Raw genomic sequence first — 14,717 nt, 5'->3', positions numbered from 1 at the left:
AGGGGAGGCAGCGTCCGGCTTGCCACAAGGTCAGGGTCAAGCGCGTTTCCATGTCGTGCCGCCCGCGCTGTCCTCCAGCACCACACCCTGGGCCAGAAGCTCCGCGCGAATGCGGTCCGCCTCGGCCCAGTTCTTCGCCGCGCGCGCGGCGAGGCGGGCCGCGATGGCCGCCTCGATCGCGCTCGCGTCATCGCCGCCCTGCAGCCATGCGCGGGGATCGCCCTGTGCCAGGCCCAGCACCGCCGCCGCCTCGCGGAAGGCCGCCGCCGCCTGGCCGGGCACGGGCTGCCAGGACTTGCCGATGCGCGAGAGCACGGCGGCGGCGGAACCGCCCACCGTGGCGCTGTTCTCCAGCGTGCGAAGGTCGCGCAGGCGGGCGATCGCGAGCGGCGTGTTCAGGTCATCGGCCAGCGGCTCCAGCGCCCATTCCGCCATCTCGGTGATGAGCGGGGATTCGCTGACCGCCGGCGCGCGGCCCAGCATCGCGTAGCTGTCATCCAGCTCCGCCTTCGCCTCCTGCAGGCCGGCCTGGGTGTAGTCCAGTGCGGAGCGGTAATGCGTGCGCAGCAGCAGCAGGCGGAAGGCCTCGCCCGCCCAGGGGCCCTGCGCCAGGATGTCCTGCACGGTGAGGAAATTGCCGAGGCTCTTCGACATCTTCTCGCCATCCACCAGCAGCATGCCGTTGTGCAGCCAGGTATGGGCCATGAAGGGCGTGCCGAAGGCGGCGCGGCTTTGCGCGACCTCGTTCTCGTGATGCGGGAACAGCAGGTCGGCGCCGCCGCCATGGATGTCGAACTGCTCGCCAAGATGCCGCCACGACATGGCCGAGCACTCGATATGCCAGCCCGGACGGCCACGGCCCCAGGGCGAATTCCAGCCCGGCGTCTCGTCGTCGCTCGGCTTCCAGAGCACGAAGTCGCCCGCATCGCGCTTGTAGGGCGCGACATCGATGCGCGCGCCCGCCAGAAGCTCCTCCTGGTTGCGGCCGGAGAGCCTGCCGTAGTCGGCGAAGCTGCCGACGCTGAACAGCACATGGCCCTCCGCCGCATAGGCATGGCCATTGGCGATCAGCTTTTCCGTCAGCGCGATCATCTCGGCGATGTGGCCGGTCGCCGTCGGCTCCACATCGGGCGGCAGGGCGCCCAGCGCCGTCATGTCGCGGTGGAAATCGGCGGTGGTGCGGGCGGTGATGGCGCTGATCGGCTCGCCGGACTCCCGCGCGCGCGCGTTGATCTTGTCATCCACGTCCGTGATGTTCCGCGCATAGGTCACGCGCGGAAACACACGCCGCAGCAGCCGGGCCAGCACGTCGAACACCACCACCGGCCGCGCATTGCCCAGATGCGCCAGGTCATAGACCGTGGGGCCGCAGACATAGAGCTTCACATGCGCGGGATCGAGCGGGCGGAACGCCTCCTCGCGGCGCGTGAGGCTGTTATGGAAGCGGAGCTCTGTCATGAGATGGGGGTCCATAGGGCAAAACGGCAGCGGGCACGATCACCGCGCGGCGCGCGGGGCGTCAGCCGTAGCAGCAGGGGCAGGTCAGGACCATGGCGCAGCTATGCGCCAGCCGGGGCGAAGCATCAAGCCCAAAGCGGACGGGTGGCTCAGCCGGCCCTGGTGTTGCAGGGAGAGACCGGGCCGCGGCCCCGCCCGAAATCGGCGGTGGGCTGCACGACCCGGACCTGCTGAAACCCGCCGAAGGACCCCATCTGCTGCTCATTCACCACATGGCAGATGTCGGTGCCCACGCCGGCCACCACGCCCACGCCGTAGAGCCGATAGACGGCGGTCTCGTTCCTGCGCCGGTAGAACCCGTTGGGCCAGGCGCAGGTGCCCGTCTGCTGCCCCATCATGGCAAGCCGAGGAACCACCGTCACCTTCGAGAAGCCCCCATAGGCCGCCATCTGGCTTTCGCTCTGCACGTGGCAGTAGCGGTCCCTGGTGTATTGGAACATGACGGCGTTCTGGTTGGCTTGCCGATAGAAGCCCCCAACGGCTGTCTGCGCCTGGACATCAAAGGCGAGAAGCAACGACAGCAGGGCGGCGCACCCCGCGCCTCGGGCAAACGACATCAGGCTTCTCCGCGCGGGCCATTATATGCCCCGAGCATATTCCTGCCATGCGCGCCATCAAGGGGGTGGCGCCCCGCCCGGTCAGATGCCGCCTGTCAGGCGCGCAGGCGCTGAACCGCCCGCTCGCGCCCGATCAGCGGCAGCAGCGCCTTGAGATCCGGCCCGTGATCCTCGCCCGTGAGGGCAAGGCGCAGCGGCATGAAGAGCGCCTTGCCCTTGCGGCCCGTGGCCGCCTTGATCGCCTCGGTCCAGCTGGGCCAGGTGGCGGCGTCATAAGGCTCGGCCGGCAGGAGGCTGAGTGCCGTGGCCAGGAACTCCGCCTCGGCCGGCTGCTCGACGGGCGCGATGTGGCCGTGGATCACGTCCCACCAATGCTTCACCTCGGGCAGGCGGTCCAGGTTCTCGCGCACGGCTTCCCAGAAGGCGGCGTCGGCGCCCTCGGGCAGCTTGGGGCGCGCCTCCTCGAAGGACATGCCGTGCAGCAGCTTGCGGTTCAGCGCCAGCATCTGCCGCGGGTCGAAGCGCGGCGACGAATGGGAGACGTTGTTCAGGTCGAAGCCCGGCAGAAGCTGCGCCGGCGTGCCCGGGAAGGGGTCCTGCGAGGTGCCGAGTGCGGCGAGATAGCCGGTGATGGAGGCGGCCTCGATCCCGTCCCGCCGCAACTGCCGCAGCGAGAGCGAGCCGATGCGTTTCGACAGCGGCCCGCCATCGGCATCGGTCAGCAGCGGCAGGTGGGCGAAATGCAGCGCGTCCATCCGCCCGCCCAGCGCCAGCCAGATGTCGAGCTGCACGCCGGTATTGGTCACATGGTCCTCGCCCCGCACCACATGGGTGACACCCGTCTCCAGGTCATCCACCACGGAGGTGAAGGTGTAGAGCGGCGAGCCATCGGCCCGCACCAGCACGGGGTCGCTGATGGCGGAGAGCTTCACCGAGCGCGGGCCGAGCACGCCGTCATTCCAGCTGATATTCGTGCCCGAGAGCTTGAAGCGCCAATAGGGCTTCTTCCCGTTCTCCAGCGCGCGGGCGTACTGCTCCTCGGTCATCTTCAGCGCGCCGCGGTCATAGAGCGGCGGGCGGCCCTGCTTGAGGCGAAGCTCGCGCTTGTAGGCCAGCTCCTCCTCGCTTTCGAAGCAGGGGTAGAGATGGCCGCTTTTCTTCAACCGCTCGGCCGCCGCCGCATAGGCATCCAGCCGATCGGTCTGGCGGAACATGCTGTCCCATTCCAGGCCGAGCCAGCGCAGATCCTCCTCGATCGCCGTCACGAACTCGGCCTTGCTGCGGCCCGTGTCCGTGTCATCGAGGCGCAGCACCAGCTCACCCCCCGTCTTGCGGGCGAAGAGCCAATTGGCCAGCGCGATGCGCGCATTGCCGACATGAAGATGCCCCGTCGGCGAGGGGGCAAAGCGAAGCTTGATGGTCATGTTCAGGCCCTCAGACGCCGGGCGCGCGCTCCGCGCGCTGGGCTTCGCGCCACTGCGGGCGCGCGGGTGAAAAGGTCAGTCTGGGCGCGCCGGCCGCTGTGCTGCGGCCGGATTCGTCGGGCGTGGAGAAGATCGGCGGATGCGTGATCCCGAGCGGCGGCGCGGCTCACTCCTCCTCCCCCTCATCATCATCCTCATCCTCTCCCATCCGCCGCGGGTCGAGCATGCGCCAGTTCAGCGCCTCGCGGTCGCGCGGGGGGGCGGCGGCGAAGCTCGGCAGGTCGTTGGCGCTTTGCCAGACCTCGCCCTGATGGTCCTCGCTGAGGCCCGCCACCACCGCATCCTCGCCGAAGGCGAACCAGGCCGCCGTCACCTCCGCCGCGGTCGCGCGCGGCACGCGGCAGCGCTCCACGCTGTCCCGCACATAGCGCTTGGCGAATTCATTGGCGTGCGCCAGCGAGAGGAAGCCGCGCACCACTTCCGTCGCCTCGGCCGCATCGGGGTCCGAGAGGTCACGGATACGCACTTCCAGCCCCTCGGGCGGCGTGAGCGGGTGTTCCGTCACGAGATCAGCCCGGTGAAGCCATTGGTGATCGGGTAGCGGCGGTCCCGCCCGAAGGCGCGCTGGCCGATCTTCACGCCCGGCGGCGCCTGGCGGCGCTTGTATTCCGCGCGGTCCAGCATGCGCCAGACGCGGAGGATCAGCGCGCGCTCGAAGCCCTGCGCCACCAGATCGTCCACGCTCAGCTCGCGCTCCACCAGCCCGTTCAGGATCGCGTCCAGCACCTCATAGGGCGGCAGCGTGTCCTGGTCCTTCTGGTCGGGCTTGAGTTCGGCGCTGGGCGGCTTGGTGATCACCCGCTCGGGCATCACGGCGCCATCGGGGCCCAGCGCGCCCGCCGGCGTATTGGCGTTGCGCCAGCGGCAGACCTCGAAGACGTCGGTCTTGTAGACGTCCTTCAGAACGGAATAGCCGCCGCACATGTCGCCATAGATGGTGGCGTAGCCGGTGCTCATCTCGCTCTTGTTGCCGGTGGTCAGCAGCATGTTGCCGAACTTGTTCGACAGCGCCATGAGCGTGACGCCACGGATGCGCGACTGGAGGTTCTCCTCCGTGATGTCCGGCGCGCGGTTGCCGAAGGCCGGCGCCAGCATCGCTTCATAGGCCGCCATGGCGGGGCCGATCGGGATGGTGTCGTAGTGGATGCCGAGCAGCCGCGCGCATTCGGCGGCGTCCTCCAGGCTCTCCTGGCTGGTATAGGGCGAGGGCATCATGACGGCCCGCACCCGCTCCGGCCCCAGCGCATCGGCGGCGACGGCGGCGGAAATCGCGGAATCGATGCCGCCCGAAAGGCCGAGCACGATCCCCGGGAAGCGGTTCTTCTCCACGTAGTCGCGCAGGCCCAGCATCATCGCGTGGTAGATCTGCGCCGGCCGGCTCAGCGGCTTGGCGAGTTCCTGCGCCGCGCAGACCCAGACATCGCCCGGCTGCTCCCAATCGGTCAGGATCAGCGTCTCGGCGAAGGAGGGCGCGCGCACGGCCAGCTTGCGGTCGGCGTTGAGCACGAAGCTGGCACCGTCGAACACCAGCTCATCCTGCCCGCAATTCTGGTTGAGGAAGACGAAGGGCAGCCCGGTCTCGACCACGCGCGCGACCGCGAGGTCAATGCGCGCCTCGGCCTTCTCCACCTCGAAGGGGGAGCCATTGATGGAAAGCAGGATCTCGGCGCCGCTCTCGCTCAGCGTCTCGGAGACGGCGGGGAACCACCAATCCTCGCAGATCATGAGGCCCAGGCGGATGCCGCGGAAGACCACGGGGCCCGGCGCGGGCCCGGCGTCGAAGACGCGCTTGTCGTCAAAGACGCCGTAATTCGGCAGCTCATGCTTGGCGCGGCGCGCCACGATCTTCCCGCCATCCAGCAGGAAGGCGGCGTTGTAGAGCTTCCCGCCATCCAGCCAGGGGCCGCCGACGATGAGTCCTGGCCCGCCATCCGCCGTCTCGGCTGCCAGCGCCGCGATTTCCGCGTCGCACATGGCCTGGAAGGCGGGCTTCAGCACCAGGTCCTCGGGCGGATAGCCGGCAATGCTGAATTCCGGCGTCACCAGCAGGTCGGCGCCGGCGGCCGCGGCCTCGGCGCGCAGGGCGCGGATCTTCGCGGCATTGGCGCGCAACTCCCCCTCATGCGGGTTCATCTGCGCGAGGGCGATGCGGAGGCGTTTCGTCATTCCGTGGAAGTAGGCGTGCGGGCCCCCAGGGTCAACGAGTGGTCAACCCGGGCAGGACGCTCGCCACCATCCCGCCCGTCACCAGCAGCACCCCGGCCCAGCCCGCCGCGCCCAACGTCTCGCCCAGGAAGAGCCAGCCGCCCATCGCCACCAGGGCCGGCACCGCCGCCGTGATGGCCGAGGTCTGCGGCCCGCCCAGCAGCACCACCGCCCGGGTGAAGAGGAAGCCGGCCAGCATCACCGAGAGCGCGCCATGCCAGGCCATCTGGAAGATTTCCATGCCAAGGGACAGGTCCTCCAGGCGCGAGGGCAGCCACAGCCACCAGACCGGCAGGAAGAGCGGCGCGGCATAGAGCGCGACCGCCATCGTCGCGTCCAGCGCGCCGATCCGCCATTTCCGGACCAGCCACGTGTAGGCCGCCCAGCAGAGCACCGCGAAGACGAAGAGCAGGTCCCCGCGCCAGGCGCCGGGATGGCTGCCGAAGGTGTCGCGTGCCAGCAGCGCGATGCCGAGCCCCACCAGCAGCAGCGAGATGATGCGCCGCACCCCCCAGGCCTCGCCGAAGGCCACCCACCAGGCGGCTGCGATGAGGAAGGGCAGCAGCCCCGCCATGATCACCCCGCCATGCGCGGCGGGCGCGAACTGGAAGCCGCCATAGGCGCCGAGCGCGAAGCCGAAGCCCGCCGTCGCCGTCAGGGCCATCGCGCGGGGCAGCGGGATGCGCGGCGGCCCGCGCCAGAGCAGGAAGGGCAGGGCGGCGAGGAAGGCGCCGCCATAGCGCAGCGCCGCGATGTCCCAGGCGGTGACGGATTGCGTCGCGAGGAAGCGCGACATGAGCTGGAAGCCGGTCCAGATGAAAAGGACGCCGAAGGCGCAGAGCAGCCCGATGCGGCGCTCGCTCAACCCTGGTGCCCGTTCCGCCGCCGCCCCTCCTGCCGCAGCAGGAATTCGCGCCCGAGCTTCACCCGCGGCGTGCCGTCATATTCGACGATGTCGGCCGTGGCGTAGGTCTCGCTCCAGATGTCGGGGATGAAGCTGCCGGTGCCCACCACATCCACCGGCGCCTGCGCCTCCGCCATCACGCGGCACTTGCCGACGCTGAAGCCGGAGGAGGCGACGATCCGCACCTTCTGGAAGCCCGCCGCGTCCAGCGCCTCGCGCACGCGCCAGATGGCGGCGGCCGAGACGCCGGTGCCGACCAGGTGGCGCAGCTCGGAATCGCTGCGATAGCGGCGGATGGCGTTGGGCGCGTGGCGCTCCAGCACGGCGTAGCTCTCGGCCGGGTCCAGCCCCTCGAGGAAGCGGCCGCCATGCGTATCGAGGCGCACGGCCATGCGTCCGGCGGCGGCGAGATCGGCGAAGCGGTGGCAGACGGTCAGCGCATCCGTCACCTCCTGGCCGAAATAATCCACCAGCACGGTCAGCCCGTCATTCGGATAGGTCTCGTGGAACATCTCGGCGGCGCGCAGCGTGGAGCCCGCATAGCCGATCAGCGCATGCGGCATGGTGCCGCGGCCCGCCGCCTCGCCGAACCAATGCGCCGTGGCGTCGGTCGCGGTGCCGACGAAGCCCGTGGCGCCCTCCTGGCGTGCGGCCGCGCTGCCGACCGAGGCCGCATAGGCCATCATCTCCTGCATCTCGAAGCCGGCGCAGTGCCGCGCCTCCATGGCCAGGAAGGCCGCCTTGGGCATCTCCAGGCTCATCTGGTAGGCGTTGTGCGCGGCGACGCAGGCGGGCCCCAGGCGCTGCAGGTACAGCGTCTCGAGATCGGCAAGTGCTGCGAAGGAGCCGCTGAGATAGAGCAGCGGGTCACCCGCGCCGACCCAGGCGCCCTCAGGGTATTTCACCTCGATCTCGAAAGGGGTGCCGCGCTCCCGCGCCACGCGCTCCAGCCATTGCACGGCGAGGCGCGGGGCGGAGATGACAGGGCGGCGGAGGAAGACCGCGTAGGTGACGCGCACATCGCCGAAGGTCTCGACGATGCGGCGCGTGCGGTTGAAGTAGCTGTCCGTCCGGGCCGTGATCTCACGGTCCAGCGGGGATCTGTCGCTCATTGCGCGGCGCGGACCAGCTCGCGTTCCGGCCGCGCCCGGTGCGCCTTCAGCTCCTCCGCGATGAGGAAGGCCAGCTCCAGCGACTGCTCCGCGTTCAGCCGCGGGTCGCAGAAGGTGGCGTAGTTCTCGGCCAGGTCGGCTGCCGTCAGCTTGCGCGCCCCGCCGGTGCACTCCGTCACGTCGCGGCCGGTCATCTCGACATGCACGCCTCCGGCGAGCGCCCCTTCGGCCGACATCACGTCGAAGAAGCCCTTCACCTCGTTCAGGATGGCGTCGAAGTTGCGGGTCTTGTAGCCGCCCTGGGTGGTCGTGTTGCCGTGCATCGGGTCACTCAGCCAGACCACCTTGCGGCCCGCCTCGGTCACGGCGCGCACCAGCGGCGCGAGCTTCGCCTCCACCTTGTCGGCCCCCATGCGGGCGATCAGTGTCAGGCGCCCCGGCTCGTTCGCCGGGTTCAGGATCTCGGTCAGGCGGAGAAGCTCGCTGGCTTCCATGCTGGGGCCGACCTTCATGCCGATCGGGTTGGCGACGCCGCGCAGGAACTCGACATGCGCGCCATCCGGCTGGCGCGTGCGGTCGCCGATCCAGAGGAAATGGGCCGAGCAGGCATAGGTCTTGAGATGCGTGCTGCTCTCGCGCGTCAGCGCCTCCTCATAGGGCAGCAGCAGCGATTCATGGCTCGTGTAGAAGGCCGTCTCGCGGATCTGCGGCGCATTGTCGCTGTTCATGCCGCAGGCGGCCATGAAGCGCAGCGTCTCATCAATGCGAGCGGCGAGGCCCTCATACTGCGCGGCGAGCGGGCTGCGCGCCACGAAATCGAGGTTCCAGCGATGCACCTGATGCAGGTCGGCGAAGCCACCGGTGGCGAAGGCGCGCAGCAGGTTCAGCGTGGCGGCCGATTGCAGGTAGGCGAATTCCATCCGCTTCGGGTCGGGCACCCGCGCCTCGGAGGTGAATTCCGCGCCGTTGATGATGTCCCCGCGATAGGAGGGGAGCGTCACGTCGCCCAGCTTCTCCACGTCGCTGCTGCGCGGCTTGGCGAACTGGCCGGCCATGCGGCCCAGCTTCACCACCGGCATCCCGGCGCCGAAGGTCAGCACCACCGCCATCTGCAGCAGCACCTTGAAGGTGTCGCGGATGGTGTTCGCGTTGAAATCCGCGAAGCTCTCGGCGCAGTCACCCCCCTGGAGGACAAAGGCCCGGCCTTCGGCAGCTTCGGCGAGCGCGGCCTTCAGTCGCTCGCACTCGCCTGCAAAAACCAGCGGGGGAAAGCTCGCGACCTTGGATTCCATCGCGGCCAGCGCCGCGGGATCGAGGTATTCCGGCACCTGCCGGATCGGCATCTGCCGCCAGGAAGAGGGGCGCCAGTCACGCGCCATGGCTGCGAACTCCCAAAAACCGTGTTCCCAAGACCCTAAATCAGCCGGCGCAGAAAGGCTACCAGCCCCGGCTAATCGGCCGTGGCCGCCTCCGGCACGCCCGCCACCCGGGTGCGGGTGCGCAGCGTGACGAACTCTTCCGCCGCCGTCGGATGGATGCCGATGGTGCGGTCGAAATCCTGCTTGGTGGCGCCCATGACCACGGCGATGCCGATGCCCTGCATGATCTCCGCCGCGTCCTCGCCCAGCATATGGGCGCCCAGGACGCGTTGCGTCTTCTGGTCCACCACCAGCTTCATCAGGGTCTTGCGGCCCTCCCGCTTGCTCAGCGTGTGGCGCATGGGGGTGAAGCGCGTGAGGTAGATGTCCACCGGGCCGTGCAGCGCCGCCTCCTCCTCCGACAGGCCGACCGTGCCGATGGGCGGCGAGGTGAAGACCGCCGTCGGCACGTTCTCATAGCTCGCCCGGCGCGGATTCTTGCCGAACAGCGTATCGGCCAGGGCATGGCCCACGGCGGTCGCCATGGGCGTCAGGTTCAGCCGGTCCGTCACGTCGCCGATGGCGTAGATGTGCGGGATGTTGGTCGCGTGGTCGGCATCCACCGGGATCACGCCGCCCTTGCCGGTGACCACGCCGGCGCGCTCCAGGCCGAGGCCCGGCGTGTTCGGCGCGCGGCCGGTGCAGAAGAACACCGCATCCACCTCGCGCATGAAGTTGTTGCTGAGCGAGACCATCAGGTGGTCTTCCATCTTCGTGATGCGCGTCGGCATCACGCCGGAATTCATGCCGATGCCCTGCGCCACCATGGCCTCCACCACGGCGGTCCGCAGGTCCCCGTCGAAGCCGCGCAGCGGGAGTTCGGCGCGGTAGAACACGTCCACCTCGGCGCCCAGGCCGCGCAGCAGCCCCGCGAATTCCAGGCCGATATAGCCGCCGCCGATGACGGCGACCCGCTTGGGCAGCGCCTTCAGCGTGAAGAGATCATCGGAGACGAGGCCCAGCTCGGCGCCGGGAATGTCGAGCTTCGTGATCCGCCCGCCGGTCGCGATGACGATGCGCTCGGCCGTGATGCGCTTGCCGCCCACATCCAGCGTATGCGCGTCGAGGAACGTCGCCCGCGCGTCGAAGGTGGCGACACCCGCGCCGCCCAGCATGCGGCCATAGATGCCCGAGAGCCGCGCCACCTCGGCATCGCGCGCGGCGGCGAGCTTCGCCCAGTCATGCCCGTGATTCTTGATGTGCCAGCCGAAGGCGGCCGCATCCTCGGCCCACATGCCGTATTCGGCGGCATTGACCATGATCTTCTTCGGCACGCAGCCGACATTGACGCAGGTGCCGCCCCAGAAGCGCTCCTCCGCGACGCCCACGCGCGCGCCATGCCCTGCCGAGATGCGGGCCATGCGCACCCCGCCCGAGCCACCGCCGATCACGAAGAGATCGAAGTCATACGCCATGGAGCACCCTTTCAAGCTGCGCCTCACATAGGCGCTCCGCCCCCGCTCAGGAAGGGCGGCGCGGCACCACCATGCGCGGCGTGAAGACCTGCACGGCCTCGCCCGCCTGGTTCAGCGTGGTGATCCGCACCACGGCCGAGCCACGATCGGGCCGCGAGCGGGAGGGCGTCACCTCCAGCACCTCGATCTCCACGCTCAGCGTATCCCCGGGGCGGGTCGGGCGCGGCCATTGCAACTCGCCCCCCGCGCCGACGATGCCACCGGCCAGATGCCCGATGGCGCGGACGACGAGGCGCATGGTCAGCCCCGCCGTATGCCAGCCGCTCGCGGCCAGGCCGCGGAAGAGCGGGTGCTCGGCCGCCGCCACCGGGTCGGTGTGGAAGGGCTGCGGGTCGAAGCGCGCGGCGTAGTCCATGATCTCCTGCGCGGTCACCGTCACCGGCCCGGCGCGGAACACCTGCCCCGGCGAGAGATCCTCAAGGTAGAGCGGCGCGGCCACCGCGCCGAGCGGCGAGCAGAGCTGCACCAGCCCCCCATCCGGGTCGCGCAGGTAGGAGATGGTCTGCCCCCAGGGCTTGTCCACCGGGGCCAGCACCTCGGTCGCGCCCTCCGCCTGGGCGCGGGCATGCGCGGCCGCCACGTCCGGCACCTCGAAGGCGATCTCCTGGCTGCTGTCGCCATGCGGGGCGCCCAGGTGCAGGCCGGTTTCGCGTTCGAAGAAGCCTTGCCGCGCGAAGCCCAGCACCGTCTCACCGGTCTCCATGGCGATGTAGTCCTCGCCCAGCGCCAGCTTCTCGGTCAGGCCGAAGGCGCGCGCATAGAATGCCGCGCTGGCGCGGGCATCGGGCACATGGCGGATGACGCGGGCGAGGCGGGTCATGCCGGGATCGCCGTGCAGAGTTCCACCAGCGCGCCATTCGGGTCTCTGAGATAGGAGACGACCTGCCCCCAGGGCTTCTCCACCGGCGCCAGCACCTCGACGGCGCCCGCGGCCAGCGCCCGCGCATGGGCGGCCGGCACATCCTCCACCTCGAAGGCGATTTCCTCGCCCGGCGGCTTCGCGTCGGGCCGCGTCGGCGTGAAGGCCAGCCCCATGCCGCTGGTCACGAAGCCCTCGCGGCAGAAGGCGAGCACGGTGGCGCCGGTCTCCATCGCGATGAAATCCTCGCCCGCGGCGAAGCGGGGCGCCAGGCCGAAGGCGCGGCCATAGAAGCCGGCCGTCGCCACGGCGTCGGGCACGTAGCGGATCACCCAGGCGAGTTTCATGCGATCGGTCTCCCTGCCCGCGGGAGCTTAGGCAGCGCGCGCCCGGTTGTCAGCCGCCAGGGCCCACGCCTAGCCTCCCGCCCCAACACAGGAGGAACACCCATGGCCCGTCGCTTCATTGACCTCTCCGTCGCGCTCAAGGCCGGCATCGCGAGCGACCCGCCGCACATGCTGCCCGAGATCGAGTATCTCGATCACCACATGACCGCGCCCGCCATGGCCGACTACATGGGCGTGCCCGTCTCCGCCCTGCCCGAGGGCGAATACGCGGCGATGGAGCGCGTGCGGATCAGCACGCATAACGGCACGCATCTGGATGCGCCCTACCACTATTTCTCGCGCATGAACGAGCGCAGCGTGCCGGGCGGCGAGCCCGCCTGGCGGATTGACGAGGTGCCGCTGGAATGGTGCTTCTCGCGCGGCGTGAAGCTCGATTTCCGCAGCAAGCCGGATGGTCATGTCTGCACGCCCGACGATGTGAAGCGCGAGCTGGATCGCATCGCCTATACGCTCAAGCCGCTCGACATTGTCCTGGTGAACACCGCCGCCGCGGCGCGCTATGGCGAGGCCGACTACATCGACACGGGCTGCGGCATGGGCAAGGCGGCGACGCTGTGGATGCTGGAGCAGGGGGTGCGCGTGGTGGGCACCGATGCCTGGTCCTGGGACGCGCCCTTCAGCCACACCCGCCGCAAGGTGGCCGAGACCGGCGATGCCGCGCTGATCTGGGAGGGGCATCGCGCGGGGCGCGAGATCGGCTACAGCCACCTGGAGAAGCTCGCCAATCTCGACAAGCTGCCGCCGCATGGCTTCATGGTGGCCTGCTTCCCGGTGAAGGTGCATCGCGGCAGCGCGGGCTGGACGCGGGCGGTGGCGATCCTGGAAGACTAGCCCGCCTCAGCCGATCAGCCGGCGCAGCATGCCCCGCATCACCAGGCCGAGCTTCGGCTCCGCCACCTCGTTGCGATAGGCGCCGGTGTAGAGCCGAAGGATCAGCACGCGCCGGAGCGCGGTGCCGATGACGAAGCGCAGCGCCAGCCCGCCCTCCGTCACCCGCACCAGGCGGAAGGGGATGCGCAGCGCGCCCCGGTCCAGCAGCAATTCGCCCTGCCGGGCGACGCGCCCCGCGGTGTCCACCAGGGCGCCGCGCGTCGAGAGGTCGCGCAGGCGGGTGGGCAGGCGCGTGCCGTCGGCCAGCAGGATCTGCGCCGGCTCATCGGTCGCAAAGCGCTCCTCCTGGCGCGGGCGCGGCAATTCCACGCAGGTGGCGATGACGGTGCAGAGCAGCAACAGGTTCAGCAGGCTCCAGAGCATGTTCAGCGCATACCCCTCCTGCACCCGCGCGGGGCTCCAGGGGTCGAGGGCCGTGAGCATGCCGCCCGCCGTCAGCAGCGCCATCAGCGCGAATGGCGCGAGCAATCCCCAGTGGATGGTGATGCGCGTGGAGGAGAGGCCCTTGGGCGTCACGCGGAAGGGCTGGCCGAAGGGGCGCACCAGCGTGCGCGCCACGGTCGCGAGCACGGGGAAGGTGATCACCAGCTGGCTCACCTCCGAGAGCACCGGCAGCAGCCGCCCGCGCGAGAGCAGCGCGAGCCCCAGCATGCCCGCCAGGAGGTGCGGCGCCATCCAGAAGGCCAGCTCGCCCGGGCTGGCCGCGAAGGAGCTGATGCCGAACCACCAGAACAGAATGGGCGCCACCAGCATCATCAGCCGCGCGAGGAAGCTCGTGCCCCAGTAGAGCACGGTGTCGAGGCAGGAGATCCGCTGCGCCAGCGGCATGCGCCCCGCCCCGGCGAAGGACCAGCGCGTGTGGATCTGCTGCATGGCGCCCAGGCACCAGCGCGCCCGCTGGCCGACATATTCGCCGAGCCCCTCGGGCGCCAGGCCGGCCGAAAGCGCTTCGTCCAGGAAGATGGTGCGCCAGCCATGCTCGGCCAGCTTGAAGCTGGTCAGCATGTCCTCCGTCACCGTCTCCACCGCCATGCCGCCGGCCTGGAGCAGCGCCTCCACGCGCAGCACGGCCGAGGTGCCGCAGCAGAAGGCCGCACCCCAGGCATCCTTGGCGGGCAGGATGTGGTTGAAGAAGAAGCGCTGCTCATCCGGCAGCGCCTTGGCGCAGAGCAGGCCGGCCTGCAGCGGGTCGGGGTTGAAGAAATGCTGCGGCGTCTGGACGATGCCGACATCCGCCGCGCGGAACAGCGGCAGCGTGCGGCGCAGGATGTCCCGGTGGGCCGAGAAATCGGCGTCCAGCAGCAGCACGAATTCGGGCCGGCGGCCGGTGCTGATGGCGTGCGCGAGCCCGTTGTTCACATTGCCCGCCTTGGCGTGCCGCCCCTTCACCCGCCGCACGTAGAGCGCGCCAAGCTCCGCCGCGAGGTCGCGCACCCAGTCCCGCGCGCCGTCATCCAGCACCCAGACGCGCAGGTCGGCATGGGCGATGCGCGTGGCGCAGAGGATGCTGCGCTCCAGGATCTCCGGGCCTTCATTGTAGGTGCAGAGCAGCACGTCCACCGGCGCGTCGCGCAGGGCCGGCGGCGCGGGGTGCGCGGCATCGGCCGTGCGGTCGCGGTGGCGGAGCAGGAACACCATGACGAGTGCCGAGGAGAGGGCGGCCAGCGTCTCCATCACCAGGAAAGCCCAGGCCCAGGCGGCCTGGAAGGCGCCGCCCTCGGGCAGCGGCGCGCCCCAGCGCCAGGCGAGGTAGCGCGCCGTGAAGAACAGGGCGAGGCCAAGGCAGACGGCACGGGACAGCGCCGCCCGTGGCCCGCAGAGCGTGACGACCAGCAATGGCAGGCCCAGCGCCAGCAGCGCCGGCACCCAGGTGGCATCCGGCATCGC

The 14,717-nt window shown here is 70.0% G+C and carries 13 protein-coding genes; 1 reads left to right on the top strand and 12 read right to left on the bottom strand.

What is annotated here, in order from left to right; translation table 11 throughout:
• Positions 1 to 36 precede the first annotated feature (36 nt).
• From cysS to R9Z33_RS22880, 11 genes are all read right to left on the bottom strand, one after another.
• Complete coding sequence (gene cysS, locus R9Z33_RS22930; RefSeq protein ID WP_318648895.1) at positions 37 to 1,458, bottom strand: cysteine--tRNA ligase; 1,422 nt, start codon at positions 1,456 to 1,458, stop codon at positions 37 to 39.
• Between the two features lie 149 nt (positions 1,459 to 1,607).
• Positions 1,608 to 1,958 carry a hypothetical protein gene (locus R9Z33_RS22925; RefSeq protein ID WP_318648894.1) on the bottom strand — a complete coding sequence of 117 codons (351 nt, stop codon included), beginning with the start codon at positions 1,956 to 1,958 and terminating at the stop codon, positions 1,608 to 1,610.
• 212 nt (positions 1,959 to 2,170) lie between these two features.
• On the bottom strand, positions 2,171 to 3,499 hold the full coding sequence (gene gltX, locus R9Z33_RS22920; RefSeq protein WP_318648893.1) for a glutamate--tRNA ligase: 1,329 nt from the start codon (positions 3,497 to 3,499) through the stop codon (positions 2,171 to 2,173).
• Positions 3,500 to 3,665: 166 nt separating this feature from the next.
• Positions 3,666 to 4,064, bottom strand: coding sequence for a hypothetical protein (locus tag R9Z33_RS22915; protein ID WP_318648892.1), 399 nt, complete (start codon positions 4,062 to 4,064; stop codon positions 3,666 to 3,668).
• Entirely contained in the window at positions 4,061 to 5,725 is a 1,665-nt protein-coding gene (locus tag R9Z33_RS22910; protein ID WP_318648891.1) for an NAD+ synthase, read from the bottom strand. The genes R9Z33_RS22915 and R9Z33_RS22910 overlap by 4 nt, the downstream gene beginning before the upstream one ends.
• Positions 5,726 to 5,756: 31 nt before the next feature.
• Entirely contained in the window at positions 5,757 to 6,629 is an 873-nt protein-coding gene (locus R9Z33_RS22905; protein WP_318648890.1) for a DMT family transporter, read from the bottom strand.
• On the bottom strand, positions 6,626 to 7,780 hold the full coding sequence (locus R9Z33_RS22900) for a beta/alpha barrel domain-containing protein (RefSeq protein ID WP_318648889.1): 1,155 nt from the start codon (positions 7,778 to 7,780) through the stop codon (positions 6,626 to 6,628). Before R9Z33_RS22900 ends, R9Z33_RS22905 begins: the two co-directional genes overlap by 4 nt.
• Positions 7,777 to 9,159 carry a class II 3-deoxy-7-phosphoheptulonate synthase gene (locus R9Z33_RS22895; RefSeq protein ID WP_318648888.1) on the bottom strand — a complete coding sequence of 461 codons (1,383 nt, stop codon included), beginning with the start codon at positions 9,157 to 9,159 and terminating at the stop codon, positions 7,777 to 7,779. Before R9Z33_RS22895 ends, R9Z33_RS22900 begins: the two co-directional genes overlap by 4 nt.
• A 71-nt stretch (positions 9,160 to 9,230) precedes the next feature.
• On the bottom strand, positions 9,231 to 10,613 hold the full coding sequence (gorA, locus tag R9Z33_RS22890) for a glutathione-disulfide reductase (protein WP_318648887.1): 1,383 nt from the start codon (positions 10,611 to 10,613) through the stop codon (positions 9,231 to 9,233).
• 46 nt (positions 10,614 to 10,659) lie between these two features.
• On the bottom strand, positions 10,660 to 11,493 hold the full coding sequence (locus tag R9Z33_RS22885) for a MaoC/PaaZ C-terminal domain-containing protein (protein WP_318648886.1): 834 nt from the start codon (positions 11,491 to 11,493) through the stop codon (positions 10,660 to 10,662).
• Complete coding sequence (locus R9Z33_RS22880) at positions 11,490 to 11,879, bottom strand: VOC family protein (RefSeq protein ID WP_318648885.1); 390 nt, start codon at positions 11,877 to 11,879, stop codon at positions 11,490 to 11,492. Before R9Z33_RS22880 ends, R9Z33_RS22885 begins: the two co-directional genes overlap by 4 nt.
• A gap of 102 nt (positions 11,880 to 11,981) precedes the next feature.
• Here R9Z33_RS22880 and R9Z33_RS22875 point away from each other — a divergent pair, with 102 nt between their 5' ends.
• Positions 11,982 to 12,770 carry a cyclase family protein gene (locus R9Z33_RS22875; RefSeq protein ID WP_318648884.1) on the top strand — a complete coding sequence of 263 codons (789 nt, stop codon included), beginning with the start codon at positions 11,982 to 11,984 and terminating at the stop codon, positions 12,768 to 12,770.
• A 6-nt stretch (positions 12,771 to 12,776) separates the two neighbouring features.
• On the opposite strand, the gene R9Z33_RS22870 is transcribed toward R9Z33_RS22875, so the two are convergent.
• On the bottom strand, positions 12,777 to 14,714 hold the full coding sequence (locus R9Z33_RS22870) for a glycosyltransferase (RefSeq protein WP_318648883.1): 1,938 nt from the start codon (positions 14,712 to 14,714) through the stop codon (positions 12,777 to 12,779).
• Between the last annotated feature and the right edge of the window lie 3 nt (positions 14,715 to 14,717).

The organism is Sediminicoccus rosea, assembly GCF_033547095.1.
GTDB classification, from domain to species: domain Bacteria; phylum Pseudomonadota; class Alphaproteobacteria; order Acetobacterales; family Acetobacteraceae; genus Roseococcus; species Roseococcus rosea.
This window is presented reverse-complemented; position numbering and strand designations above follow the sequence as displayed.